Origin of the sequence: Pelotomaculum schinkii, assembly GCF_004369205.1 — a bacterium.
Classification (GTDB): Bacteria; Bacillota; Desulfotomaculia; order Desulfotomaculales; family Pelotomaculaceae; genus Pelotomaculum_C; species Pelotomaculum_C schinkii.
This window is the reverse complement of the sequence record NZ_QFGA01000001.1, coordinates 447,630-473,578: the sequence shown is the minus strand read 5'-3', so window position 1 is coordinate 473,578 and position 25,949 is coordinate 447,630. Positions and strand designations below refer to the sequence as shown.

General features: G+C 45.3%; 29 protein-coding genes. 12 read left to right on the top strand and 17 right to left on the bottom strand.

What is annotated here, in order from left to right; translation table 11 throughout:
• Positions 1-301 precede the first annotated feature (301 nt).
• Positions 302-610, top strand: coding sequence for a CC/Se motif family (seleno)protein (locus tag Psch_RS02325; RefSeq protein ID WP_134218454.1), 309 nt, complete (start codon positions 302-304; stop codon positions 608-610).
• A gap of 92 nt (positions 611-702) precedes the next feature.
• On the opposite strand, the gene hypE is transcribed toward Psch_RS02325, so the two are convergent.
• From hypE to Psch_RS02265, 12 genes are all read right to left on the bottom strand, one after another.
• Positions 703-1,692: a hydrogenase expression/formation protein HypE gene (hypE, locus tag Psch_RS02320; RefSeq protein WP_190240201.1), complete on the bottom strand. Its 990-nt coding sequence runs from the start codon at positions 1,690-1,692 to the stop codon at positions 703-705.
• A 131-nt stretch (positions 1,693-1,823) separates the two neighbouring features.
• Positions 1,824-2,882, bottom strand: a complete 1,059-nt coding sequence (gene hypD, locus Psch_RS02315; RefSeq protein ID WP_134218455.1) for a hydrogenase formation protein HypD — start codon at positions 2,880-2,882, stop codon at positions 1,824-1,826.
• On the bottom strand, positions 2,875-3,114 hold the full coding sequence (locus tag Psch_RS02310) for a HypC/HybG/HupF family hydrogenase formation chaperone (protein WP_134218456.1): 240 nt from the start codon (positions 3,112-3,114) through the stop codon (positions 2,875-2,877). Before Psch_RS02310 ends, hypD begins: the two co-directional genes overlap by 8 nt.
• Positions 3,115-3,218: 104 nt before the next feature.
• Positions 3,219-5,510, bottom strand: coding sequence for a carbamoyltransferase HypF (hypF, locus tag Psch_RS02305; RefSeq protein ID WP_134218457.1), 2,292 nt, complete (start codon positions 5,508-5,510; stop codon positions 3,219-3,221).
• Between the two features lie 132 nt (positions 5,511-5,642).
• Positions 5,643-6,011 (bottom strand): 4Fe-4S dicluster domain-containing protein, encoded by a 369-nt coding sequence (locus Psch_RS02300; RefSeq protein WP_134218458.1) that lies wholly within the window; start codon positions 6,009-6,011, stop codon positions 5,643-5,645.
• An 18-nt stretch (positions 6,012-6,029) separates the two neighbouring features.
• Positions 6,030-7,112, bottom strand: coding sequence for a hydrogenase large subunit (locus Psch_RS02295; protein ID WP_134218459.1), 1,083 nt, complete (start codon positions 7,110-7,112; stop codon positions 6,030-6,032).
• Positions 7,113-7,114: 2 nt separating this feature from the next.
• The gene (locus Psch_RS02290; RefSeq protein ID WP_134218460.1) at positions 7,115-7,543 is read right to left on the bottom strand and encodes an NADH-quinone oxidoreductase subunit C; all 429 of its coding nucleotides are present in this window, start codon (positions 7,541-7,543) and stop codon (positions 7,115-7,117) included.
• Between the two features lie 13 nt (positions 7,544-7,556).
• Positions 7,557-8,012: an NADH-quinone oxidoreductase subunit B family protein gene (locus tag Psch_RS02285; protein WP_134218461.1), complete on the bottom strand. Its 456-nt coding sequence runs from the start codon at positions 8,010-8,012 to the stop codon at positions 7,557-7,559.
• A 49-nt stretch (positions 8,013-8,061) separates the two neighbouring features.
• Complete coding sequence (locus tag Psch_RS02280) at positions 8,062-8,922, bottom strand: respiratory chain complex I subunit 1 family protein (protein WP_134218462.1); 861 nt, start codon at positions 8,920-8,922, stop codon at positions 8,062-8,064.
• A 53-nt stretch (positions 8,923-8,975) separates the two neighbouring features.
• Positions 8,976-10,925, bottom strand: coding sequence for an NADH-quinone oxidoreductase subunit 5 family protein (locus Psch_RS02275; RefSeq protein WP_134218463.1), 1,950 nt, complete (start codon positions 10,923-10,925; stop codon positions 8,976-8,978).
• Positions 10,926-11,980: 1,055 nt separating this feature from the next.
• Entirely contained in the window at positions 11,981-12,373 is a 393-nt protein-coding gene (locus Psch_RS02270) for a TIGR04086 family membrane protein (protein WP_134218464.1), read from the bottom strand.
• 79 nt (positions 12,374-12,452) lie between these two features.
• On the bottom strand, positions 12,453-12,617 hold the full coding sequence (locus tag Psch_RS02265) for a hypothetical protein (RefSeq protein WP_190239011.1): 165 nt from the start codon (positions 12,615-12,617) through the stop codon (positions 12,453-12,455).
• A 114-nt stretch (positions 12,618-12,731) separates the two neighbouring features.
• Between Psch_RS02265 and Psch_RS02260 the strand changes: the two genes are divergently transcribed.
• The 8 genes from Psch_RS02260 to surE all read left to right on the top strand — a co-directional run bounded on the left by Psch_RS02260 (position 12,732) and on the right by surE (position 17,304).
• Positions 12,732-12,941, top strand: coding sequence for a heavy-metal-associated domain-containing protein (locus tag Psch_RS02260; protein ID WP_134218465.1), 210 nt, complete (start codon positions 12,732-12,734; stop codon positions 12,939-12,941).
• 46 nt (positions 12,942-12,987) lie between these two features.
• A complete protein-coding gene (gene queD, locus Psch_RS02255; RefSeq protein ID WP_134218466.1) occupies positions 12,988-13,386 on the top strand; it encodes a 6-carboxytetrahydropterin synthase QueD in 399 nt (132 codons plus the stop codon).
• The gene (gene queC / locus Psch_RS02250) at positions 13,383-14,060 is read left to right on the top strand and encodes a 7-cyano-7-deazaguanine synthase QueC (RefSeq protein ID WP_134218467.1); all 678 of its coding nucleotides are present in this window, start codon (positions 13,383-13,385) and stop codon (positions 14,058-14,060) included. Before queD ends, queC begins: the two co-directional genes overlap by 4 nt.
• A gap of 50 nt (positions 14,061-14,110) precedes the next feature.
• Positions 14,111-14,674 carry a DUF366 family protein gene (locus Psch_RS02245; RefSeq protein WP_134218468.1) on the top strand — a complete coding sequence of 188 codons (564 nt, stop codon included), beginning with the start codon at positions 14,111-14,113 and terminating at the stop codon, positions 14,672-14,674.
• Positions 14,675-15,409 carry a 7-carboxy-7-deazaguanine synthase QueE gene (locus Psch_RS02240; RefSeq protein WP_134218469.1) on the top strand — a complete coding sequence of 245 codons (735 nt, stop codon included), beginning with the start codon at positions 14,675-14,677 and terminating at the stop codon, positions 15,407-15,409.
• A gap of 24 nt (positions 15,410-15,433) precedes the next feature.
• The gene (gene folE / locus Psch_RS02235; RefSeq protein ID WP_134218470.1) at positions 15,434-15,994 is read left to right on the top strand and encodes a GTP cyclohydrolase I FolE; all 561 of its coding nucleotides are present in this window, start codon (positions 15,434-15,436) and stop codon (positions 15,992-15,994) included.
• Positions 15,995-16,335: 341 nt separating this feature from the next.
• The gene (locus Psch_RS02230; RefSeq protein WP_134218471.1) at positions 16,336-16,524 is read left to right on the top strand and encodes a YpmA family protein; all 189 of its coding nucleotides are present in this window, start codon (positions 16,336-16,338) and stop codon (positions 16,522-16,524) included.
• Positions 16,525-16,536: 12 nt separating this feature from the next.
• Entirely contained in the window at positions 16,537-17,304 is a 768-nt protein-coding gene (gene surE, locus Psch_RS02225; protein WP_134218472.1) for a 5'/3'-nucleotidase SurE, read from the top strand.
• Here surE and spoVB read toward each other — a convergent pair whose 3' ends face one another.
• Positions 17,305-18,870: a stage V sporulation protein B gene (gene spoVB, locus Psch_RS02220; protein ID WP_134218473.1), complete on the bottom strand. Its 1,566-nt coding sequence runs from the start codon at positions 18,868-18,870 to the stop codon at positions 17,305-17,307. It lies immediately after the preceding gene.
• Between the two features lie 346 nt (positions 18,871-19,216).
• On the opposite strand from spoVB, the gene fusA reads away from it, so the two are divergent.
• Together fusA and Psch_RS02210 are read left to right on the top strand one after the other, a co-directional pair.
• The gene (gene fusA / locus Psch_RS02215; RefSeq protein ID WP_190239010.1) at positions 19,217-21,238 is read left to right on the top strand and encodes an elongation factor G; all 2,022 of its coding nucleotides are present in this window, start codon (positions 19,217-19,219) and stop codon (positions 21,236-21,238) included.
• 167 nt (positions 21,239-21,405) lie between these two features.
• Positions 21,406-21,684 carry a hypothetical protein gene (locus tag Psch_RS02210; protein ID WP_190239009.1) on the top strand — a complete coding sequence of 93 codons (279 nt, stop codon included), beginning with the start codon at positions 21,406-21,408 and terminating at the stop codon, positions 21,682-21,684.
• A 93-nt stretch (positions 21,685-21,777) separates the two neighbouring features.
• On the opposite strand, the gene Psch_RS02205 is transcribed toward Psch_RS02210, so the two are convergent.
• On the bottom strand, positions 21,778-22,737 hold the full coding sequence (locus tag Psch_RS02205) for an ABC transporter substrate-binding protein (RefSeq protein ID WP_190239008.1): 960 nt from the start codon (positions 22,735-22,737) through the stop codon (positions 21,778-21,780).
• 143 nt (positions 22,738-22,880) lie between these two features.
• Between Psch_RS02205 and Psch_RS02200 the strand changes: the two genes are divergently transcribed.
• Positions 22,881-23,804, top strand: coding sequence for a 1,4-dihydroxy-2-naphthoate polyprenyltransferase (locus Psch_RS02200; protein WP_243123928.1), 924 nt, complete (start codon positions 22,881-22,883; stop codon positions 23,802-23,804).
• On the opposite strand, the gene Psch_RS02195 is transcribed toward Psch_RS02200, so the two are convergent.
• The 3 genes from Psch_RS02195 to Psch_RS02185 are packed head-to-tail and all read right to left on the bottom strand — an operon-like array spanning position 23,799 to position 25,922.
• Positions 23,799-24,557, bottom strand: coding sequence for an ABC transporter permease (locus Psch_RS02195; protein WP_190239007.1), 759 nt, complete (start codon positions 24,555-24,557; stop codon positions 23,799-23,801). The genes Psch_RS02200 and Psch_RS02195 overlap by 6 nt on opposite strands.
• Entirely contained in the window at positions 24,541-25,314 is a 774-nt protein-coding gene (locus Psch_RS02190; protein ID WP_190239006.1) for an ABC transporter ATP-binding protein, read from the bottom strand. The genes Psch_RS02195 and Psch_RS02190 overlap by 17 nt, the downstream gene beginning before the upstream one ends.
• Before the next feature lie 2 nt (positions 25,315-25,316).
• Complete coding sequence (locus Psch_RS02185) at positions 25,317-25,922, bottom strand: TetR/AcrR family transcriptional regulator (protein WP_190239005.1); 606 nt, start codon at positions 25,920-25,922, stop codon at positions 25,317-25,319.
• Positions 25,923-25,949: the final 27 nt, after the last annotated feature.

Genomic DNA, 25,949 nt, shown 5'->3' with positions numbered 1-25,949 from the left:
AACTTCCGTCTTTTTTGAGAGCTTTTCTGATGAAAATTATAAAATAATGTCCCCGGCAGGCGTAATGTCTGCCCTTTATTTTTGCTGCAGGTTGTCAAAATAATAGAGATAACAAGAAAAGTGTTTTTTTGATCACGATAAAGCCCGTAGACTTTTTATTAGTTCTACATATAGTTATTAGTTTTACATATAGATGAACTATTGTAAAAGAAATAATAAATATGATAGAATATCACCAGAGCACATGAGTTTAGTAATAAATTGATCTGTATACACTAAAAATATCTAGGGATTGAATAAAATGATCAAAGTCGAGATTTCTGAAGATGCCAGGGACTATATTCTCAAAACGTCTGATACCATTACTGTGGACCTGGTAATAATGAGCGGTTGCTTTGGCGCCACCAATGAGCCTCTGGTGTCCATAGGTGAACCGTCCGTACTTGAAAATTATGACGAAGTTATTGCTGACGGAATTAAGGTATACTTTTTTAAGGGGGCCGTTAGCGCACCAGATGGAATCAGGATATATCTGGAGGGTAATAGATTGGTATATCAGAGCTTGCAGATCGAAGGGCTGATCTATGAATTTACCCCGCTTCCATCATAGAACCTGCCGATAACAACAAAAGGGCAGTTGAACCTTCTTGATACAAGGGGGGCTAACTGCTCTTTTTTGATAGCAATATTGTCAGTGTCATCTTAACAGATGCGCGGCAGCAGTTCACCGGAAGCAATATCAATTATCCGTGTACTGCCAATATAGGTCCGTAGCGCAACTCTTCTTGTCTTATCTGTAACTTCACCGATTATAACCGCATCTTTACCATATTCGTGACCGTGTAGGACCTCCAGTATATTATCTGCTGCACTTGCTGCAACAATCGCGATAAACTTACCTTCATTGGCCAGATGCAAGGGATCCAGTCCCAATAATTCACAACTGGCTTTAACCTGGGGTTTGAAGGGTAAGCTTGACTCATCTATGAGCATGCCGGCATTACTACTGCCGGCTATCTCATTGAGGGATGAGGCGACACCTCCACGGGTTGGGTCGCGCAGGACATGAATATCATTGCCAAAACGCAGCAGTTCCTTGACCAGACCGTTTAACGGCGCGCAGTCACTTCTTAAATCTGCTTTGAAGCTTAATCCCTCACGCAAGCTGAGAATAGTCATCCCGTGGTCGCCTATTGTCCCTGAAATAATTACTTTATCACCGGGTTGCGCATTTTCAGCTGATATATTCAATTTTTCGTCGACAATACCGATGCCGGCGGTATTAATATAGATACCGTCAGCAGCTCCCCTGCCGACCACCTTCGTATCACCGGTCGCGATTTGTACCTCTGCCGTACTTGCAGCTTCGGCCATGGCGCGTACAATATCCTCTAATTCGACGATAGATAAACCTTCTTCAATAATGAACCCAACGCTCAAGTAAAGCGGCAGGGCGCCCCGCATAGCCAAATCGTTGACTGTGCCGCATACCGCCAGTTTTCCTATATTGCCGCCGGGGAAAAAGCGCGGTGTAACGACATATGAGTCAGTAGTGAAAGCAATTTTACGCTGCGGCAACATTACAGTGGCGGCATCCTCCAGGGCGTTTAAAATGGGGTTGCCAAAATACTTTAGAAATAAATTACTGATCAATTGTTGTGAAAGTCTTCCGCCGCCACCATGACCGATCATTATTCTATCCACAAAAATTCTTCCTTTCAAAGTAAGGGGACATTCCTTTTCGGTAGTCCCTTTTTCACAAATTAAGGTGATATCTTTCACTGTAAGGATTAAAAATAATGTCAGGCTATAATTTAATATCGTTATTCCCTGTATCTGTAATGAGCGGCACATGAACCCTCGCTGGAAACCATGCATGGTCCGATAGGATTTTCCGGTGTACAAGCAACACCAAACATTGGACAGGCGGCCGGTAATTTGACTCCTCGTAAAATGTCTCCACAGCTGCAGCCTTGGTGCTCAACCGGCTCGTCCACTTTAACTTCAAACCTGTGCAGCGCGTCATATTCTTGCCAGTCAGCTTTGATCGCCAGACCGCTGTCGGAAATTATACCCAATCCGCGCCAATCACTGTTACAGGCAGTAAACACTTGGTTCATTCCTTGAAGGGCAGCTTGATTGCCGTTATCTTTTACTACCCGCCGGTATTCATTTTCAATCAGCGGCCCAGCTGTTTGTTGACGAATCAGCTTTAAAATCGATCCTAAAATATCCCGTGGTTCAAAACCGGTAACAGCGCCGCCGATACCATATTCTTGCGCTAAGAAACCATATACTTTTGCGCCAATAATTGCGCTTACGTGTCCCGGCAAGAGGAAGCCGTTGATTCCCAGTTCACCTGAATCAAGCAACGCGCGCAGCGCATTGGGCAGTGTCTTATGCATGCAAATCACGGAAAAGTTCTTAAGAGCGTCTTTCTTGGCTTCCATAATGCCGAAAGCAGTGCTGGGCGCTGTTGTTTCAAAGCCTACAGCGTAAAAAACAACTTCCCGGGCAGGATTTTGCCTGGCTATCTCCAAGGCTTCCAGAATTGAATAGACTACCCTGACATCTCTTCCTTCAGCGCGTTCCCTGGCGAGGCTGCTTTTGGAACCGGGCACGCGGATCATATCACCAAAGGTTGTTAGTATTAAGCCAGGGATTCCGGCAAAGGCAATCGCAATATCGATATCACGGTTAGCGGTTACACAAACCGGGCAGCCAGGACCCGAAAGCAGCTTAATATTGTCCGGCAATACTTCCCTCAGCCCGTAGCGGCTTATAGCCATGGTATGTGTGCCGCATACCTCCATAAACGCAAGTGGCTTTTCGCATTTCTTAATCTCAGATATCAGTAACTGGACAATCTCAGCCTCATGCATCCCGCTGTTCCTCTTCCATCATTTTTTTAATCTCCTTGAACAAATCCATGGTTTCTTCTGCCTGCGTTTGATCAATGATACTGATGGCGAAACCTGCGTGGATCATAACATATTCACCAATTTTAACTTGCGGGGTCATAGCTATGGAAATAGCTTGGGTGACACCGTCAAATTCTACATCTGCCTTTTGGCCGTCAATTTTGACTACTTTGGCTGTTACACCCAGACACATATATCATCAGCTCCTCGTATATAGTTATTGTTTACAGTAAACCCACCGCTGTTCCATAAAAGAAGAAGCCAAGAGGGGAGGGTGGTGAAGCTGCACCAATTATACTACCTGCTCAAATTATAGTGTGCTATCATAACCTGGCCAAGTGAAATGCCGCCGTCATTTGCCGGCACTTTTTGTTGCCAGAAAACACTAAAGCCTTCTTTTGTGAGGCGCTTTACCAATCCTTTCAACAAAAAAGCATTTTGAAAGACACCACCACTCAGACATACTTTTTTAACCCCGGTATGATTCGAGATTCTCCGGCAGACATTAGAAATTGCCTTGATCAACCCATTATGAAATTTAGCTGCAATGGTTGAAGGGACAATGTTATTTGCCAGATCATTATATACTCCTTTTAAAAGAGGAGCAGGATCCAAAATATACCCCTGCAAGTCAAAATCATAAAAATCTATCACACCTTCGTCAATGATACTTTCTAAACGGACCGCGGCTTCTCCTTCATATCGCACAATTCTGGCTATATTAATAAGAGCCGAAACCGCATCAAACAATCGCGCACAGCTGGACGTCAACGGCGCATTTATATGCTTGTCCATTTGTTGCGCCATTATCAGTAGCTCTTCATCTTCAATAGTATCAAGATATTTTTGAAAAGTGCGGGTATCTTTGCCGAATAAACTATAAAGATAACCGTAGGCCATCCTATAAGGTTCTTTAATTGCTTTTTCTCCGCCGGGCATGCGTACATATTTAAAATGGCCCAGCCTGGTAAAAGAACGATAATCAGCCAGCAAAAATTCTCCACCCCAGAGATTCCCGTCTGTTCCATAGCCGGTACCGTCAAAGGCGATACCGATTACCTGATCTGTGACGCCGTTTTCTAGCATGCAGCTAACAATATGAGCATGATGGTGTTGTACGCCGAGCAATTGAGCGTTGCCGATTGACTGGGCGTAATGGGTCGAGAGGTAAGCAGGATGTAAATCATGTGCGACGATGCGCGGGTTGATCCGGAAAATATGTTTATAGAAATCAATCATACGCTCGTAGTATTCAAGCGTGGGCAGGTTATCCAGATCGCCGATGTGTTGACTGACAAAAGCGTGATAATCGCGGGTAAGGCAGAAGGTATTCTTTTGTTCCGGCCCGCAGCCTAAGATTTCCGGCAGTTGTTCAGGCAGCAGCAAGGGTTCCGGCGCATAACCACGTGCGCGGCGGATTACTGCTTCCCGTCCGGCTATGATCCGGGTCACCGAATCATCAATTTTATTCACGATATCACGGTTATGCATCAGGAAACAGTCTGCAATTACGCCCAGCTTTACAATTGCTTCTTCATTGGAACTAACTAAGGGTTCTTCGGAAATATTGCCGCTGGTCATGACCAGCGGTTCCCTATAACTATCAAGAAGTAAAAAATGCAGGGGGGTATATGGCAGCATCACACCCAGGGTAGGTAAACCAAAGGTAACACTGGACGCTATCTTTGTACCTTGCCGCTGATTCAAAATAACAATGGGCCGTCGTGGGCTAACCAGCAATTTCTCTTCGGTAGCAGAAAGCTCGCAATATCTGGCTGCCTGCTCAAGGTCCTTCATCATTACGGCCATTGCTTTGCCGTAACGGTGTTTTCTCCTGCGTAATTCAGCAACTGTGGTTTCATCGGTAGCACTGCAGGCCAGGTGAAAACCACCGAGCCCTTTTATCGCTAAAATCTTACCTTCCTGCAGGGCCTGCGCCGTCAGTTTAATCGCTTCTCCATTGATAACTTGCAATGGTGTTCCACCCATAAAAGTCAACTGTGGTCCACACTGCGCACAGGCATTTGGTTGGGCATGAAAGCGGCGGTCATCCGGGTCTGTGTATTCTTGAGAGCATGTGTCGCACATCTGGAAACGTTGCATGGAGGTAAATTGGCGGTCATAAGGGATATCGGTTATGATTGAAAAACGCGGCCCACAATTTGTGCAGTTAATGAAAGGGTAACCATAGCGGTGGTCGGTGCTATCCATTAATTCGCGTTGGCAGTCCGCACAAGTGCCGACATCCGGCGATATAGACACATATTTTCCCGGCTGTGCTTGACTTTGCCTGATTTTAAAATCCTGGTACCCGGCTGCTTCTGCTTCAATTACCGATATGGTATCTATTTTGGCAAGCGGCGGCAGCTGCATGGTTAAGTCATCCAGGAAGGCATGCAAGCTTTCTTCCGCGCCTTCCACTTCAATTAATACTCCACCGGAAGTATTAAGGACCCATCCATGCAAACCATACCGCTTGGCAATTTGAAAAACAAAGGGGCGGAACCCCACCCCTTGTACTATCCCTTTGGTTTCTATTATCCGCCGAGTTAAATTGTCTTTGCTATTAGCGTTAGATAGTCTGTCCATTCTCTAATTCCTTCAGATTTAGCAGCATACTGCAAAATACCCAAGCTGTTTAGGAGTGCGTTTATTCTAATGATATCCAAACCAGTTTCAAGTATGCCCCGGGTAACTGTCAGTTCATGCATTATATTTTATTTAGGAGTTCTCTTTGGTAGCTGTTTTTTTCACCGGTGGCTTACCAATTTTTATTTGGTTTTCTTTAACATAAACTGGAGTCCTGTAAACCTTGTTAAGAGACAGGCATTTGGTCGGACAGGCTTCTACACAAACACCGCAAATAATACAGTTGTAGGGGTTAAGTTCCCATTTGCAGGCAGCTTTTTCGACGCTTAAACAGGTTGATGGGCATTTGCGCTGGCACATCCCACAGAAGATACATTTATCAATATCTATTTCCAGTTGACCCCTGGCCTTATCGAAAGCTTCCCTTTTTTCAAAGGGATACAACCGGGTGGCCGGTTTCCCAAGGCCATTTTTCAAAATGGGTGATAACATTCCAAACATCTTTACGTCCTCCTTTTCTTACCGCTCGGTGCAGCTGATGCAAGGATCGATCGTCAATGCCAGAACAGGCACGTCTGCCAGTTCACAACCAGGCAACATGGTCAGGAAGGCAGGAATGTTGGCAAAGGTTGGTGTGCGCACATGCATTTTTTCAAGATTTTTGGTCCCGTTCGCTTTAACAGTATAAGTCACTTCACCACGCGGTTGTTCAACCTGTATAAATGCTTCGCCTTCCGGATTCCCTTTAACCTTGACATTAATTTCTCCGGCAGGAATTTTAGCAATTGCTTGCCGCAATAAATCAAGTGCTGCAAACATTTCTCTGAAACGGACTTTTGTCCTGGCGTAGCAGTCTCCGGCGGTTTCTACAACCGGTTCAAAGTTCAAGTATTTATATCCGGCATATCCGATCATCCGTGCGTCCCATTTTACGCCGCTGCCACGCAGTGTTGGACCAGCGGCGCCCAATTTCCATGCTTGTTCTTTGCTGATAATGCCTTTATCCACAGTTCTCTTTTTGATTGTATAGTCATTCAGGATTGAATGCTCAATAGCTTTTAGCCTGCGTTGAACATCGTCGGCTAATTTAACAATCTGCTGCAATAATTCAGGTGAAATATCCCTGCGTACGCCGCCGACCTGACAAGTGGAGATAATCACGCGGCTGCCGGCGGTTGCTTCCAGCATATCGACAACAGCTTCACGAATTTTCCAGGTTTCCATGAACATGGCTTCAAAACCAAAGGCGTCAGCCATAAGCCCAAGCCAGAGCAAGTGGCTGTGTACCCGGTGTAATTCCGACCAGATCACGCGCAAATAATCAGCCCGTTCAGGAACTTCAATATTCATTAACCTTTCAATACTGAGACAATAACTCATAGCGTGCTGAAAACTGCAGATACCGCAGATTCTTTCCGCCACAAATACCATCTGGTTAAAGTCCCTGACTTTAACCAGCCTTTCCAGGCCACGGTGAATATAGCCGATTTGCGGAAGCGCCTCAACTACTTTTTCATCTTCAAGTACTAGTTTTAATTGAATTGGTTCGGGTAATACAGGGTGTTGAGGCCCAAAGGGTATAACAGTACGTCTTTCTCCCATGATTAACCCTCCTTCTTCGCAGTATCAGCTTTTTTGTTCCACTTTTTAACGAGAGAGACGTTCATACCGGCCATTGATTGTGGTGGAGCTTCCACTTCGTCCTGTGACATATATAAACGTCCGCCAAAGTCAACAACCAAACCCTTATATTTTAAGCCATATAGATCCTGATTTTCATTTTCGATTAACAGCGCGTTGAAGAAAATAGGGGAGATGCTAGGTATTTCCGAACCCTTGGCAACAGTTAACCGCAAGGTTGTTGCGTCATAATCCTTTCCAAACTCATAGATAAGTTCGAAATTATCTTCGTTTTCAAAGACATCCGCAATTATGAAGCGATAACCATTATCCGCTAATTTTTGAGTTTCTGCGAACAGTTTATCGATGGTAATTTTCACTTCATTAGTTTCTTTTGTTTGGTTATGCAGCATTTCGTAACACCTCCTAATTCCCGACAGCTTTACTATTCATCTTTGCTACTTTTTCCCCGAATTTCTGAAGGCCCAGCACCACACCATCGATAATTGCTTCCGGACGCGCAGCGCAACCGGGTACGTATACATCAACAGGGATGACTTTGTCAATACCTTGTATAACGTTATAACAATCCGCAAAAACGCCGCCGGTGCATGCACATGCGCCTATCGCAACTACCACCTTGGGTTCGGGTATTTGTTCATAGACGTTTCTTAAGACACGTTCATTGCGCGGATTCACTGTACCCGTTACCAGCAGAATATCAGCATGTTTTGGATTGCCAATATTCAGGATGCCAAAACGTTCGATATCATAAAGTGGGGTCAGGCAAGCCAGGACTTCAATATCGCAACCATTACAGCTACCGCAGTCAAAATGTACGACCCACGGAGACTTGGCCCTGGAATTGTTAATCAAACCCATATAATCATCTCCTTTATATCCCCTGTATATACCAGCGAGTGTTTAAGAGCTAGATAAAATACAAAGCAATTACGTTAACAGCACACAACACAATCCCGAAACCCCAGGCGGATTTTAACATCCATCTCCAGGTTAACCTGGCCGTAGTGTTGTCTAATATTATTTCCAAGAGGTACATTACTATCACCAAGGCTGCAGCAATATACCAATTGCTTGCGAAGAAGATGGCGACAAAACCAAGCGCCAACATTAATTCATACCAGTGGGCAACTTCAATCAGCGCCAGATAAGGACCGGAAAATTCTGTATGCACACCACGCACAAGTTCCTGGTGGGCGTGTTGTCCAGCCGAGATGTCAAAAGGAGATTTTCTCATTTTAATAGACAATACTTCGATCAGCACAATGAACACTAAGGGTAATACATATAAGAGAGGAGTATTGTTTTGAATCTGGTAGTTCACTATTTCTGATACTTTAAAACTACCGGTTACTACAAACATACCGAAGGCAGTAATGATTAACAACGGGTCATACGCCAGCATTTGCAATATCTCACGCTGGCTGCCGATTTGGCTGTAGGGGGAACGGACGGAAAGAGCTCCCATGACCATTGCGCCGCCACCAACGGTGAGAACGAAGATGATAGCGATTAAGTCCTGGCCTAAAACAAAGAGCACAAAACTTAACATCGCGAAGAATATATAAGTGATTACATATACAATTTGTACTTTGTTGTTAATAAATTTTTCTTTACCAAGCAATTTGAATACATCATAGAAAGGCTGCATGATTGGCGGGCCGAAACGACCCTGCAATCTAGCGGTTATTTTTCGATCAATACCAGTGAGCAAGCCCCCAATGATAGGGCCCAGGACAATGGCTAAAACAACGATCAACGCTGTATTCATCTCATATATCACCCCAATAATTTATTTTTCAGCACAATTGACAAGAGATGCTGTTACAATCCCATGTAGGACACAATAAACATTACTAAAATCGCAATAATAGCAATGATATTGGAACCATTCGTCAGTACTTCTTCTCCAAATACTTTGTTCAAATAATAGTTGCTATGAGCGTAATCGACCCAACCGTCAGCAATGGCACGGAACCGCGGCCGGTCTTCATCATTATCGGCGGTTTCACCGCACATATATGGCGCGGTAACCACGCTGTTTTTCGCTTTCCCGACAGCGTAAATACTAAATAGAATGACCACTATAACGGTTGCGAATATGGGCCACAGGGTGAAAGATCCTACGGTGTTGACTAATGTACCGTTCCCTACCTGGGTAAAGGTGTCCGCTGCTTTAGTATAGTAAACTTTTGCCAGAGGGGAAATCATTAAGTTATATACCTGGAAGATTATAATATTGAGGATAATCGCCAGCGCCGCCAGGGCAACTAACGGAGTCTTGGTCAGGAAGGCAATATTTTCAATAACCCGTTTTACAGGCTTGCTGGAAGTACTCATTAGAATTCCAGCCCACCGTACCCAGAAGACTATTGTAATAGCACTACCCAGAACCATTAGGAGTAAAACTATCGGCATAATTGCAGCTGCTTCCATAGCGGTCCATTTACCAATCAACATGCCAAAAGGAGGTAAGAACATGGTAACCATACCAATAACGCTGATTACGGCGGTCATAGGCATTTTATCAACTAAACCATGCATGTCTTCAATATCTCTGCTGCCAATACCATGTTCGATTGTCCCAACACAGAGGAAGAGCAACGCCTTGGAAACCGCATGAAAAATAATCAAGAATATGGCGCCGGCATATGCGAGCGGAGTATTTATCCCGGCACATGCGATAATCAAACCGAGGTTGGCAATAGTAGAGTACGCCAGGACTTTCTTACCATTGCTTTGTCCAACCGCCAAAGCTGAAGTAATAACAAAAGTTAAACCGCCAAGAATAGCGACCATCGTGCTTAACCAGGTGCCGGCATAGGCTGGCGCTAAGCGTACGATCAGGTAGACACCTGCCTTAACCATGGTGCTGGAGTGAAGCAGCGCCGAGACAGGGGTCGGGGCAACCATCGCGCCCAGCAACCAGCTCTGGAACGGGACTTGCGCAGCTTTGGTTAGTCCTGCAAAAACCATCAGTGAAAGCGGTAAAATTAATAATGCTGGGGCATGTTTACTGTTGATAATGTCTATTAAAGATAGTGTATGGGCGTTGTTGAAAAGAATCATAACACCGGCAGTAAAACCAACACCACCCAGCATGTTTAATGATATCGCCCTTAATGCGTTTACTGTGGCAATTTCAGTTTTATCATGTCCGATAAGCATAAAGGAGCAAAGAGTGGTAATTTCCCAGAAGAACAACAACCAGACAATATTATTGGCAAGAACAAGACCATTCATTGCGCCAAGGAAGAGCACTAAGTAAAGGAAAAAACGCGGCTGTCTGGTTATTTCTAAATGTATATGGTGTTCATGTTCCTTCATGTAAGGAATACCAAAAATAGCAATCAACGAACCAACTATCGAAATAATCAATACCATGATAATTGAAAGCTGATCAGCAAAGAAAGTTGGCTCTACTTCAATCCCATGGGCCATTACAAAGTCAAAATAATAAACCATTACAATAGAAGCAATGGCAAAGATAACAGCGCTGTATGCAAACAAGGAATGGTATTTTCTGTGGTAAAAGGCTTGGAATGCAATATAAGCTAATAATGCAAAATCAAGATACGTAATTAATTCGTTCCATTGCCCTCCCAAAGTGTACTCGAAGTCTCCATAACCCAGTAGTACTATTGAAGTTATCATTAAAACTATGGAAACAAGAACGACAACTACTGCCCTGGCAGAGTGGTTCTTCAATGCAAGACAAATAAAACCCGCAATAAACGGTAATGCAATTAGTATCAATAAAAGCGTGTCCAGCATTGTAATATCATCACCTCTCCTGATTTCTCAAAAAAATTCTTTCTTTCTAGAATCAAAAAAATAAATTATGACGCTAAAATTAGCCCTAATAACCACCCTTATAAAAAAATATTATTGTTTTCCGAATTCCCTCATCTCCTATCCAGGCTATTGTTTCCTTCTAAGGTACCGTTGGTGGCACTGAAACTAATCAGTTTAAGAAGCCTCCCCAGTAACTTATAACAATGCATGCCACGTTGACCACCGGCACTGGGAATCGTTTGGGTTCCAATCTCTATTTATTTGGTTCTCCTCACGTAATTGCCACCAAACGTAATGAGGATGTAGCCTTCATTTTTTAAGGACACACAAAATAAACCTCTCTAATGACTTTTTCTAATCGCAATTTCCCTGTGGCTCATGTAAGATTTTCAACAACACGTTTCCCTTGAAGTTAAATAGATTCCGCCTTTCAAGCGTAAGACCATGAGTGATAAATGAAAGGCTCTTCGCCTGAAATAGGGTGAATGTGTAAACTCGGGATGGCTTGACCAAATTTAGCCAGCAGCACGCCCCAGCTTTTATGCGTGGACGTGAGCATGCAGGCAACTGTAATCATAAACCGGCATGGCGTACTGGTGGCCATAGAGGGTTTATCTAAAGCATAACAATCTAAGTTTAAGTAAGTTTTTAAATAATTATGAGGTTGCCAAATTTCACTATTATGGAGAATAGTAGTACAGAGTAAAACAGTGTGCAATTTATGAAAATTAGACAAAATTCGATATTGTTAGACAAATTTATGTGGTTATGAGTATTTTATAAGCTACTTCAGCATAAACATTGTTTTGTAATTAAAGTAAGTTTAACAGAAAACAACTTACCAGTCAACAAGAGCAACTATTTGTAGGTTTGGGATGCGGGACGTAGTTTGTTGACATATTTACAACAAATAATTTTTATCACAAACTAGATATTGAAAATGCAAAAGGTTTTTTCTGGTGAGCATCAATAGTAGGCATTAAGAAGCGTAAGTCTAGGGCTGAATGAACTTTTATAGAATATAAGCTTGTATTTCATGTTAAACTAACGCCTACAACACCACCGAGAGCTCCGGCGCTCAAAGATAACAGAAATTTGGAGAAAATACTGAGGCCGGCTTGCCCCGGTAAGAACAAACCGGCCAGCAGCCATAACGCGAAAAAAAACAGCAGCCCCGTAGCAAGCCCGTGGTAAAGTCCCCTGCTCCCGGCCTGCTTGCCGGCGGCAAGTGAACCGCTGAAAGCGCTGGCAGCCAGGATAGCGCCGGTAAACCATGGTAGAGTTTGCTCTGTTACTGAACTTACATGGTAGACAATACCGGTCCCAATGCTTAATAGCAAGGACACAGCCAGGGTCAGAAAGGTCCCCTTGAGCACCGCGCTGATATTAACCAAACTTCTCAGGCTCCCCATATTAGTGGAAGACATTGCAACACCCCCTTGATCTTATTATAATTATGTTTATGTATTGAGGGATGCTGCATATGACAGCGGGCAAGAGTTCTGCTTATTTCTTTAGCTTGGCCTTAACTTCGTGAGCAGCCGTGGGCGTCCGTCCCGAGGGAGTATTGTCGTCAACAAAGTCGTGTTCCCACTGGCCGTCAAGGTTAATTTTTGTAGCGGATCCGGTTTTTTCTTTAATAAAGGTGTTGCCTTTGCGAAATTTAGCCAAATTATTAACCTCCTTCTTTTATTTTAGTATTTACCCGGTATACTATCTTTAAGTGGATTTTTCAATATATTTTTGTTGTGGTGAGTTAAGAACATATTGAAAGGACGTGGGTTTATGGAGAAAATTATTCTTAAGGTATGGGGAATGGAATGTGGTCATTGTAAGGCCGCAGTTCTAAAGGCTCTAAGGGAAACAAAGGGAGTGAATGACGTAAGTATACATTTACCTTCCGGCGAAACTACAGTAACTTATGATCCCTCGGTTGTTGGACGTGACGAGATGGTAGTGGCAGTAAAAGGCGCGGGATATGAGGTTTTAGATTAAGGAAAAATAAAGTCGGTGTTCTAAACAGTCTAAGGGGGCCCAGCTGTTGTACGAGCTTAGTATTAGAACCCGGTTTGCAGCGGCGCACTGTATTGAAGATTATAAAGGCCCCTGTAGCAGGGTGCACGGTCACACCTGGCAAATCGAAGCTACCGTGCTTGGTCCGCAGTTAAACCGGTTGGGGATGCTGATTGACTTTCAGGACCTTAAAAGAATTCTCAAAAATATTGTTCATAAACTTGACCACCAAAACCTGAATGAGCTGGAACCGTTCAAGGGCGGGGGGGAGAAAAGCCCCACGGCGGAAAACCTGGCCCGTTATATCTTTGAACAGCTCAAGCCTGAAATTACAGCCATGCAGGGGGACCTGCGGGTAGGATTGGTGCGTGTCTGGGAGTCGCCTGACGCCTCGGCTGTTTACAAGGAGGTGCAACCGCTTTCATGAAAAGTGTTGTTCTTCTGTCAGGCGGTCTCGATTCCACAGTTTCTTTCGCCCATGCGTTAAGAGAAAGCGAAGTCGCCCTGTGCCTGACTTTTGATTACGGACAGAGGGCAGCCAACCAGGAAAAGAAAGCCGCCGCAGCGCTGGCGGCCCACTACCGGGTTGAACACCTGGTAGTGGAACTGCCTTTTTTAAGGGATATTACCTCAACAGCCCTCGTCAGGGGTGATTTGGATTTGCCGGAACCAGACCGGACCGGACTTGATGATTTCGCAGCATCAACCGCCAGCGCTGCCGCCGTTTGGGTTCCTAACCGCAACGGGGTATTTATCAATATTGCCGCTGCCTTTGCCGAGTCCCGTCAATGCGGGCTGGTTGTAACAGGTTTTAATCGCGAGGAAGCAGTAACCTTCCCCGACAATAGCACGGACTTCGTTGCTGCTGCCGGCCATGCCCTCAGTTTTTCAACTATGAATAAGGTTAAAGTCGTCAGCTATACCCAGCGTTTGGATAAGGTTGAGATTATCAAGTTCGGCCTAAGGTTGGGTATTCCATTTAGACACATTTGGAGCTGTTACAGGGGATATGAAAAAATGTGCGGCAGCTGTGAAAGCTGCCAGCGCTTCAAGCGGGCATCAGAACAGGCCGGCCTGGATACAACTGCTTTTTTTGTCTAAGGCTGCTTGCGTATATATCAAAATGATTTTTCTATATCGCGGAGGTTGAAATGCTGCAACGTTTTATTTCCGAAACAATCACCTACGACGGTACCCAGCTTTCATCACACTGGGCTTTTCGCAGTATGGGACTTCTGGGAGACAGCATTGTGTCTTTTCGAGGACCCTGCCGGGTTATGCTGGCGGAAATGGTGGACCTGGAGGATGTGAGAAAAAACGCTCCTATATTTAGCCACAATATGCTGCACTTCATCGTGGAGCATTTCGACATGGACCTCGAGAAGACGATTTTGCGTCAACGTATGCTGATTGCGATTATTAAAGATATTCTGTGGGAAAGCCATCGGGCAGAGTTTACCCGTAGTGGAGACGACCTCTATGCCGGTGAAAAAAAATTATCTGTCTCCATCGCTACTTTGACTCCGGTTTCCACCATGATTCACACGGGACTTAATATTTTAAGCAAGGACACACCGGTTAAAACGGTCGGGCTGGCCGACCTTGGCTTGCAGGAGGAAGAAATCGAGTCCCTGGGCAAACTTATTAGCAGCAGATATACAAAGGAGATGGACGAAATCGGGATGGCTCGTTGTAAAGTGCGAGGGACCACGTAAATGGCTGTTCCGGTAACCGAAATTTTCTCTTCTGTGCAAGGGGAGGGATTGCTGGTAGGGCGCCGCCAAATTTTTATCAGGCTGTACGGTTGCAACCTCAGGTGTTCCTACTGCGATACGGTTTTGACCGAAGAGCCCGCTTTCTGCCGGGTAGAAACGGCTCCAGGATGTGGAATTTTTGAGTATCTGCCAAATCCCTTAGGAATCGAAGAGATTGTTAAGGTCCTGGAAGGCCTTGCTGTTGGCCTGCATCACTCAATCAGCCTTACTGGTGGTGAGCCGCTGCTGCATTCCAATATTATCAGGGAACTGGCGCCGGCGCTTCGCGGGTCACGCAGGGGAATTTACCTTGAAACGAACGGCACTCTGCCGGATGAGTTATCCAGGGTTATTGATCTGGTTGATATGGTGGCTATGGATTTTAAACTGCCAAGTGTAAGCGGCCTTCCTCCCCTCTGGAGCAAACACGGTCGTTTCCTTGAGATTGCTGCCACTAAAGAAACATATGTAAAAGTAGTAGTGGCTGAACAGACACCCAGCCGGGAGATAGAAATGGCTGCCGGTCTAATTAAAAGTACAGCTCCCGGTGTGCCTTTGGTTATCCAGCCCCTTACTACCAAAGGAGCGATGGGTATATCGCCAGCTCGTTTGAGCCTACTGCAGAGACAGGCATTAAAGGTTTTGGACGATGTAAGAGTCATACCTCAGACCCATAAACTAATGGGTATGCTGTAGCTAACAACCAAAGGGGCGAGAGAGATGGTCGACCAAGACAAGATAAAAAAAGCGGTCAGGATGATCCTGGAGGCCATAGGAGAAGATCCGGAGCGGGAGGGTTTAACGGAAACACCGGACAGGGTGGCTCGTATGTACAACGAGATCTTTAGCGGGCTTTGGGAGGATCCCGAGTCTCATTTGGAAAAAATTTTCAGCGAACAACACGAAGAGATGATCATTGTGAAGGATATACCGTTATATTCAATGTGTGAGCACCACCTGCTGCCATTTTACGGAAAGGCTCATGTCGCCTATATTCCAAAGGACGGCAAAGTCACCGGGCTGTCCAAACTGGCCCGGGTTGTGGAGGGTTACGCCAAGCGGCCACAGCTGCAGGAGCGACTTACCTCCCAGATCGCCGACTCCATTATGAACAGGCTAAATGCCCAGGGCGCCCTGGTGGTAGTGGAGGCGGAGCATATGTGTATGACCTTCCGGGGAGTTAAAAAACCTGGTTCAAAGACTGTAACCTCTGCGGTACGGGGCCTTTTCCGCCGCAATAAGGCTACCCGGGCGGAAGCCTTTGCGCTGATAAAAAGTTAAGGAAAATGGATCCGTCCTGAAAACACATGCGAGTGAGATCCAAGCATGAGGTGCGAATTCATTCGTACAAAAGTTAATTTAGACAACCATGCCGTTAACACGGCACCAGCAGAAGATGAAAATTTGATTTTCGGGATAGATGCCCCAAGTGGGGCGCTGACGCGCCGTTGTGCGATTAAAATCGCACCACATCACTTGTGTTTTCATGATATATGGCGCCGCTGGCGGGCATATATCATGAAACAGTGGGTGCGAAATTTGATCGAATACAAGACTGAAACCTCATTGTAAGGTTTGTTACAGTATGAAATCTTGCGTTTATACTTAACGAGGTGGGTTGATTGGAAAACAACGAAGGCAGCTTGACGGGCAAACTTGAATTAATTGCTGTTAAGACCTTTAAAAATTATGATGAAATGTACAAAGTGGTCAATTTTTTGAACAATACCTTAAAGGACAAAAAACTCATATTCGGTCTTACCAAAGATTCTGCCAACGGAACAGTGACAATATCCATCTATGAAAGCTGACGGAGACAATTAATGCGTATATTAATAAGCAATGATGACGGTATTGAGGCTGAAGGAATCAATCAGTTGAGAGTATTCCTTCAGGAGGACCACGAACTGTTTGTGGTCGCTCCTGACCGGGAGAGAAGCGCCACAGGTCATAAAATTACAATGGACCGGCCGCTGAGGGTCAAGGAACGTATCTATCCCGGCAGCAAAACAAAAGGGTGGGCCGTAGACGGGACGCCTGCGGACTGTGTGAAACTTGGGTTGGAGGCTTTGCTTCCGGCGCCTCCGGACCTGGTTATATCGGGAATTAACTTCGGGCCTAATCTGGGTACCGATGTCCTGTACTCAGGTACCGTATCCGCGGCCATAGAAGGTATCATCAACGGGGTGCCTGCCCTTGCTGTTTCCCTGGCCAGTTATGAGTACCACGATTTCTCCGAAGCAGGGAAGTTTATTAAGGAGCTTGTTGCCAAACTCGGCCGGGATATTGCAAAGAACAGCCTGCTCAACATAAATATTCCGCCATGCCGGCCGCGGGGCATCAAAGTGACCAAATTGGGCCAAAGGCGCTATATCAACATCTTCGATAAAAGAATTGATCCAAGGGGAAAAGTGTATTTTTGGATGGGCGGTGAGCCCTTTGATTTGGACGAGAAGGACCCGGATACAGATGTGTGGGTGGTGAGGGAAGGGTATACTTCCATTACACCGCTCCACTTTGACTTTACTGACCATGGCTTTATCAGCAACCTGAAAACGATGATAAAAAAGCTGGAGGGTGAACCAAGCTAATCAAGCGTCAATTTTTGAGTTGAAGGCAGCCCTTAGCCGTAGCAGGTCATAAATTTTAATACCACCTGTAAGGAATAATAATAATAGATAAAAAGAAATCCCTGCAAATAGGGCGCCTGCGGTTGCAGCGGCTTCTGAACCCGTATATCCGTAAAGGGAATTCTTTGATAAAAGGATGGCTGGCCCCATACCGATGGTCGCAATTAAGGGTTTCATTAAGTTATTGTGCCAATCAGGTTTTAGCCGGGTCAGGCGGCGGATGTCGTAAAGGTTCAGCACTGCCATTACAAAATAGCCTGCAACCAGTGCTGCAGCCGTACCCTTTATCCCCAGATGGTTTAACCCGGTCAGGTAGTATATACCGGTAATCTTAATAAATGAAGCGAATACCAGGTTCCGAAAAGGCCGGAATGCTTCACCCAACCCTTGGAGAATACCAGTTGAGGTCTGCTGGAGATAAAGAAATGGGCCCCCGAGGGCTAAAATTCTGAGACTTGCTCCGGCCTCGGGGTAACCGAAAATCAGGCCGCATAATTCTTCTGCCAAAAACATAAGGATTACGGCGCTGGGCAACCCGGCCAGCAGGGTTATTCTGATGGCTTCTTCGCAACGTGAGCGTACCAGGGGGATATTCTGTAAGGCAACGGCATCCGAAACCGCCGGGATTAACGCGGTCGCCATAGAGATCGTGATTATACCCGGGACAAACAAAAGACTCTCCGCGATTCCCACAAATTGCCCGAAGACAGATGTGGCCTCGACCAATTGAAGACCGCTAGCTTGTAAGCGGAGCGGGATTAAGACGGCATCTATCGACAATAGCGAAGTTGCAACAAAACGAGTGAGGGTAACAGGGACGGCCAGGTTGAAGATTCTGCCCAATGAACGCAGCAGAGGTTCATCCGTGGCAGATGGAAGGCCTGCAGGGAAGTGGGGACGTTTTTGTAAATGAATAGTGACGATTGCTGCAAGGCCTGCAATTTCGCCGATGATTACACCTGTTGAGGCGCCAGCCGCCGCATACTCAATCCCGCGAGGCAATAACAATGTGGCCAGTGTGAGTCCGGCGACGACCCGGACCAGTTGTTCCAGGACCTGCGTTACGGCGGTAGGTTTCATCTGTTGCAAACCCTGGTAGTAGCCGCGAAAAGCAGAGCAAAGAGAAACAATAATAATCCCGGGCAAAAGGCTTAAGAAAATATTGAATACTTTAGGATTGGGAAAGACGTGCTTAAGAAGGTATGGAGCACACAGGAGGCAAAGCAAGGTAAAAACTGAGCTGCTTACTATAAGGAAGGTAAAACAAATATTAAATATGCGGTTGGCTCCCCGCCAGTTATGCCTGGCCACTTCCTCCGCCACCAGTTTTGATATGGCCACCGGCACACCCGCGCTGGCCATCACCAGTATCATAACGTAAATTGGGTAAATCATGTTAAGCAAGCCGATCCCTTCCGGGCGGATCAAACGAATTAAGAAAATCTGGTAAGTGAAACCAATAATTCGGTTCAATAAACTTGCTGCCAGCAAAACGAAGGTACCATAAATAAAGGACTGCTGTTTCATATGAGGTAAATCCTTCCCATTAATAGTTGAGAGCTCTAAAGCTTCCTGATAATATCTATGCAGCCTAAATTTACCTATGAAAAAAGCTTGCTGACGGAACTGAAGTATTAAAAAATAAGACGCTATTTTTAAAATAACAAGGAATTTGGATTATGCCTGTAGAATTGGTAATTTGAAAATATTATGTCATTTTGCCTGTTGCCCTGAGGGTTGATCAACGTTGTTTTAGTTAATCCTTAGGGGGGGTTATTTTTTTGTTTTGTTCCAAAAATGCCCATTTATGCTCTAATAAAGTATAGAATGACAGTTTTAGGGAAACCATTATTTACAAAAGGAGGCATACATATTGAAGAACTATCAAACCGGACAAATACGCAACCTCGGGGTAGTGGCCCACGGTGGGGCAGGAAAAACCTCCCTGGTTGAGGCTTTGCTGTTTAATACCGGTGTATTATCACGCCTCGGCAGGGTTGAGGACGGGACAACTACCTCGGATTACCATCCCGAGGAAACGTCAAGGCAGATTACCGTTCACACCAGCCTGGTACCGTGTGAATCAAACGGTGTAAAGGTAAACCTGCTGGATACTCCCGGTTTTTCTGATTTTATCGGTGAAGTAAAAGGTGCTTTAAGGGTTTCCGATGCAGCCATGTTCGTGGTATCAGCCGTTGACGGCGTTGAGGTGCAGCACGAGATTATCTGGGACATTGCCGACCAATATAATCTGCCCCGGATAGTATTTATCAATAAAATGGACCGAGAAAATGCTAATTTCGAAAGAGTTCTGGATGATTTGAAGTCAAAATTTAAAGCTAATTTTGTTCCCGTACAAATTCCCATCGGCTCATTTAGCACCTTTAACGGCGTGGTTGATATCATTAACGCAAAGGCCTATACGGGTGAAGGAAAAGGCAAGGAGACCGGGATTCCCGGCGATCTGGAGGACGACATCGCCAGCTACAGGGAACAGTTAATTGAAGCGGCAGCTGAGGGCGATGACGACCTCACAATGAAATATTTGGAAGGGGAGGAGCTGACCCCGGACGAGATTAAGGACGGGTTGAAGAAATCCGTTGCTCTTGGTAAGGCGGTTTTAGTGCTGGCAGGATCGGCAACCAAAAATACAGGAGTTGCCCAACTGCTCGATGTCATCATAAATTATTTGCCGGCTCCACAGGAAAATGAAGGTCCGATGGCAGCCCTTGTATTTAAGACCATCGCAGACCCATTCGTTGGTAAAATGAACTTCCTGAAGGTTATGAGCGGAAAATTCAAAAGTGATACAACTGTTTACAACAGCAGTAAGGAAAAAAACGAAAAAATCGGCAATGTCCTGTTTGTCCGGGGTAAAAACACGGTTCAGACTGATGTGGTAAACTGCGGCGACATGGCAGTGGTGGTAAAACTCCAGGATACCGGGACCGGCGACACCTTGTGTGACAGGGATAAGCATGTGGTTCTGGAAAGAATTGACTTCCCCGTGCCCACCCTGACTGTGGCCATATCCCCCAAGAGTAAGAACGATGAGGATAAACTGGGCGATGCCATTTCCAAGCTGCTTGAAGAAGACCAGACTATGCGCGTTGAGAAGAACACCGAAATAAAACAAACTCTTCTTACCGGTATGGGAGAACTGCACATCAACATCTTGGTTGAAAAACTTAAGCGCAGGTATGGTGTTGATGTCGTGTTGGCCGAACCCAAGGTTCCATACAGGGAAACAATAAGGTCCAAGGTAGAAGTAGAAGGAAAACACAAAAAACAATCGGGTGGACGCGGGCAGTACGGTCATGTCTGGATCCGCTTTGAACCAAACCCGGAAGAAGAATTTACCTTCACTGAGGAGGTTTTTGGTGGTTCTGTCCCCAGACAGTATTTCCCCGCAGTTGAGAAGGGCTTGCGTGAAGCTATAAATGACGGGGTACTGGCGGGCTTTCCTACTACCGGTCTTAAAGCAACTTTGTATGATGGTTCCTACCATAACGTGGACTCTTCCGAAATGGCCTTTAAGATTGCGGCTCACCTTGCCTTTAAAAAAGGCGCCATGCTGGCCAAACCGGTGCTTTTAGAGCCAATCATGAATGTTGAGGTGCGGGTACCGGAAAATAACATGGGAGATATTATCAGTGATTTTAACACCAAGCGCGGGCGTGTCCTCGGCACTGAGTCCGAAGGCAAGCAAACCATTGTTAAAGCAACGTGTCCTCTCTCTGAGATGTACCGTTATGCCATAGACCTTAAGTCCATAACCCAGGGCAGAGGTTCCTTCAAGATGGAGTTCAGCAGCTACGAGGAAGTTCCCGGGCGTCAGGCTGAAGATATAATCAAGAAGGCCAAGGCTGAGGCTGAAGCTGAGAAGGAAAAATAATTTTTCAGGTATAATGAAAGCATTTGTTTGTGAAGCACGGTTATATACTGAAAAGTGAACGGGCATGTTGCCATAGTTGCCATAAAAAGTTCAAGAAAGAAATAAAAAAATTCTAGCCCGTGCAGCGAGCTAGAATTTTTTTAAAAAAGATTAGGGGGTAGCAAGTTTTGAGTATGATTTACACCACAGTGCATCATCCGGATGTTGATCAGAATTTAGCATGGTTTGAGATTAAAAATGATAAAATCTACCCTGCAGAAAAACACCCGGATGGACCAGGCCAAGAGCCATGGTTTGAGATTAGAGGTAATAAAATTTATAGTACTGAAAATTACCCATATGGGAAAAGCGGAATACAACTTTTTGAGATTAGATTGGACAGTATCTACACAACCAGCTTTCACCCGGACGGGGCCAATAATTTCCCATGGTTTGAAATACGGTAAGTATATTAAAACCGCTATATTAAATACGTGAATTGGTTTAAAGGACCATTTTGGGGAAAGAATCCTGCAATCATTGTATATTGCTCAGTACAATTAAATTTTTTCAACCAGGTCCTGGTATTTTAAATCTGTTTTCAGCAGGCCTTTTTTTGTCATCCACTTCAAAATATTGTTGACATCCTCCTCTGCGGGAAGCTGGGGTTTGGGATAGCGCTGGATTTGATAGTCTTTGGCAATTTGTTCGGGAATATTGACATTATCAATCATTACTTGTTGGTAATCAACCGGATGGTTATTGAGGTCGTCCACTGCATTGGCATATGCCCGGTAGAATGCTTCTACAGCACCTTTCTTCTCGTTTAATGTTTTTTGGTTGAAAATCACCACAGACTGGGAAAGGTTACGAGCCGTATCCCGGACTACGATTTTGGCGCCTTTAAACTCGGCAAAGGTCAGCAGGGGATCGGGTACCACAATGGCGTCAACCTGGTGGCTGAAAAGCATCTCCATGCGTACGGGGATTTTAGGCACGGACACTTTGTCAACCAGGGACGGGTCAATCCCGCCATCCTCCAGCAGACCGTCCGTAACATATTCGATGATGGTATTGTTAGCGATCCCTATTTTTTTACCTTTTAAGTCTGCGAGTGTGTTAATGCCGGACTTTGGCGCAGCGACAATGGCGAATTTTCCTTCCTCGGGAGTTGACCCGAGTGCTATTGAAGTGACTTTGATATTCTGGCCGGATTCTTTTAAAAGTGCCGCCACTATCAAATCGTTGACAATGCCGTCCAGTTGCCCGGACTGTATGGCGCTTTCCTGTTCCACCGCGCTCTGAAAACGAACAAGTTCAACATCAAGGTTTTCCTGAGCAAAGTAACCATTTTTCTCCGCCACTACTGCAGGCATGGCGTCCTCAAGGGGCAATATTCCGATCTTTAATTTTTCCGGCGCTGTTTTTACTGCTGTCACTTTCGTTTGCCCGCATCCGGCCAGCAAAAGAAGAGATAAAACCAGCAAAATTAAGCCTATCAACCTCACAGTATTTTTCACATTACCAACCTCCTTAGGCCCTTCAGCGTAATACAATGAACCAAGGTTCACTTCTTTAACTTTATGTTAATTTGACATTAATCAAAAGTCAATATGAACCTTTTGTAGCAAAAAGAAGGATTATGTCTAAGGAATACGAATATATGAATATTATGGATATGATGGTAAGCCCTCAACAACAACAGAGTATTCTGAAAATATGGATGCTGGCCGTTCGTCCGAAGACATTACCTGCAGCTGTTGGACCTGTGTTGGTAGGTACGGCACTCGTTGCCGGCGATCAGGCTTTCAGAATCGGGCCGGCCCTAGCGGCCCTGTTGGCGGCCTTGCTTTTACAGATCGGTTCCAACCTGGCCAACGATGTTTTTGATTTTAAAAAAGGAATGGATACCAAAGAAAGGACCGGGCCCATGAGAGTTACCCAGGCGGGCCTATTAAGCCCCCGTCAGGTACTGGCGGGGATGTGGACAGTCTTCACACTGGCCTTTTTGATTGGTACATACCTGATCTGGGTTGGGGGATGGCCCATCCTGTTAATTGGGGTTTTGTCCATTATTACCGCCATTGCTTATACAGGGGGTCCATATCCCCTTGGTTATCACGGTCTGGGTGAGATTTTCGTCTTTATCTTCTTTGGACCGGTAGCTGTCTGCGGCACTTATTATGTTCAGGCAGGATTTATCGGCGCTTCAGCCTGGTGGGCATCCATTCCCATGGGGTTTTTAATTTGTGCGATACTTGTAGTAAATAACTACCGGGATATGGAAACTGATAAAAAAGGAGGCAAAAGGACTCTGGCCGTCCGCTTAGGACCCTCCTGCACCCGGTTGGAATATTACTTTTTTCTTATGGCCTCTCAATTGGTACCATTAATTATGTGGTTAAGCGGTGAATATTCGCTGTGGATGATCATGTCTTGGATTTCCTTACCCCTTATCAGGCCGCTGGTCCGTGATGTGCAAACAAAAAAAGGTGTCGCTCTGAATGCTACCCTGGCCGGGACAGCCCGTTTTTCGTTAATTTTCAGTATTTTATTTTCTATTGGTTATCTAATAGATAAGTTATAAATGAACCCATTCGCATAGCGCCTTTTCCATCTTATCCAGCATGATATAGAGAATAAATCCCATTAGCCCCATGGCGATAATGCCTGCGAACATTTCTTCATAATTCATCCGGCTCAGAGAATCCATAATAAAAAAACCGATACCCTTTTGGGTGGCATAAGTTTCCGCCAGAAAGAGTACGGCCATGGCTGTCCCCAGCCCCAGTCGCAGAGAGGTGAGTATGGACGGTAAGCAGCCTGGAAGAAAAACGTGCAGGTATAAATCCCGGGAGCAGGCCCCCAGTGAACGAACTGAAGAAATATATCCTTTTGCCAGATTTTTTGCTGCATCCCGTGTTGTCACAAGGATTTGATAAAATATGATCAGGGTGATCAATACGATTTTGGAAATATCCCCGATTCCCAGAAGGATAAGAAAAATAGGCATAAAGACAACCTTTGGCACTGGATAAGTCAGGTAAATCATGGGTGCGATCCTGGCGTCGATTTCCGGGTTTTTACCCAAGAAAATACCCAATGGCACTCCAATGGCTGCCGCCAGAATGAGGCTCACAAGAACACGGTAAAGGCTGATGCCCAGGTGAATAAGAAGTTCCCCCCGGAGGCTAGTCAAAAAGCTTTTTAAGGCGCCTAAAGGGGGAGGAACAGCCGGGCTTTTTAAAGCCAGGGCGAGAAGCCACCAGACGAACAGGAGAATTATGATAGAAATAACGAGTGACATCGTTCCCAGTCCTTTTTTAAGCGGTTGCCGCATCACTGTACCTCCCGCGCAAAAATGATCGAAGGGAACTGCACATTTCAAGGAATTGTACCTTTCCCCTCAGGTGGGAGGCCCCTGCTAATCCGTTCTCTACTTCCTGTTGAATATGTCCTGGGCCGGAAGACATGATAAAGATCTTTTGGCCCAGGAAAACAGCTTCTTCAATATTATGGGTGATCAATAAGATTGTGAGCCGGGTTTCTTCCCAGATTTCCAGAAGGAAATCCTGGATTTCTTCTCGCGTCAGGGCGTCCAGCGAAGAAAAAGGCTCGTCCATCAATAAGAGTCTAGGCTCCAGCACCAAAGCCCTGGCAATGGCTACCCGTTGCCTCTGACCACCGCTTAATTGGGCTGGGTATCTTTTGGCCAGGGAGCAGAGGCCCAGTTTTTCCAGGAGCGTGGCTACTGCCACGTTAATTTCTGCGGTGGTCCTTTTCCGAAGTTTAAGACCCAAAACCACATTGTCCCAAACCGTCTTCCAGGGCAGGAGACCAAAATCCTGTAGAATCATAGCTGTTTCTCCACCTATAGTAGGCGGTCTGCCGTCGATTAACACTTCTCCGGAATAGTTTGAATTCAGACCTGCCAATACGCTAATCAGGGTGCTTTTACCGCAGCCTGAAGGGCCGATAATAACACCTCTTTTGCCCTGGTTCAGAGAGAGATTAACAGAGTCAAGTGCTGTGACTGTCTCTCCTTTTTGCTCGTAAAGGACTTTTAAGGATTTTATTGATAGGAAATAATCCTGCACTTTTATTGCCCCAATCCCCTGATATTATATTTCATCAAAGTGTCAAAGGCCGCTTCCAGGTTTTCCGGTTTTCCTTCCCGCAGCCAGTTGATGATTACCTGCCGGAAGCTGCCCACAAAAGCCATGGCGCTGACCAGGGTATCATCATCGGGCAGTCGTCCCAGACTTTTTAATTCATCCAGGTCCTCTTTGGTTAGTTTAATCAGCTCGTTTTCAAGCTCGATAAGCTTGGCATTGAAGGCATTATTTACACTAGGTACTTGGACCAGCAGGATCTTTGCCATGCCTTTTTCTCTTACAAAAAGTTTAATGCATGCTTCCATGGAAGCCTTAAGTTTATCAAATCCATCGGTAAATTTCGCCCGTTCATTTTTTATTGAGTTAAGGAGTTCCTGGAATAGTTCATCGACAATCATATTAATCAAGGTTTCTTTGTTGGAAAAATAAAGGTAGAAGGTGCCGGTAGCGATTTTTGCTTTTTGAGCCAGCACCTTAATAGATGTTCCCTGATAACTGTTCTCGGCAAAAACCTCACGGGCTGCCTTAATTATTTCTTTTTTTTTAAGATCAAATTTTTCTCTTACCTTATCAGTTTGCCGGTAAGCCATGCGTTAGAGGCGCCTCCTGAATTATGA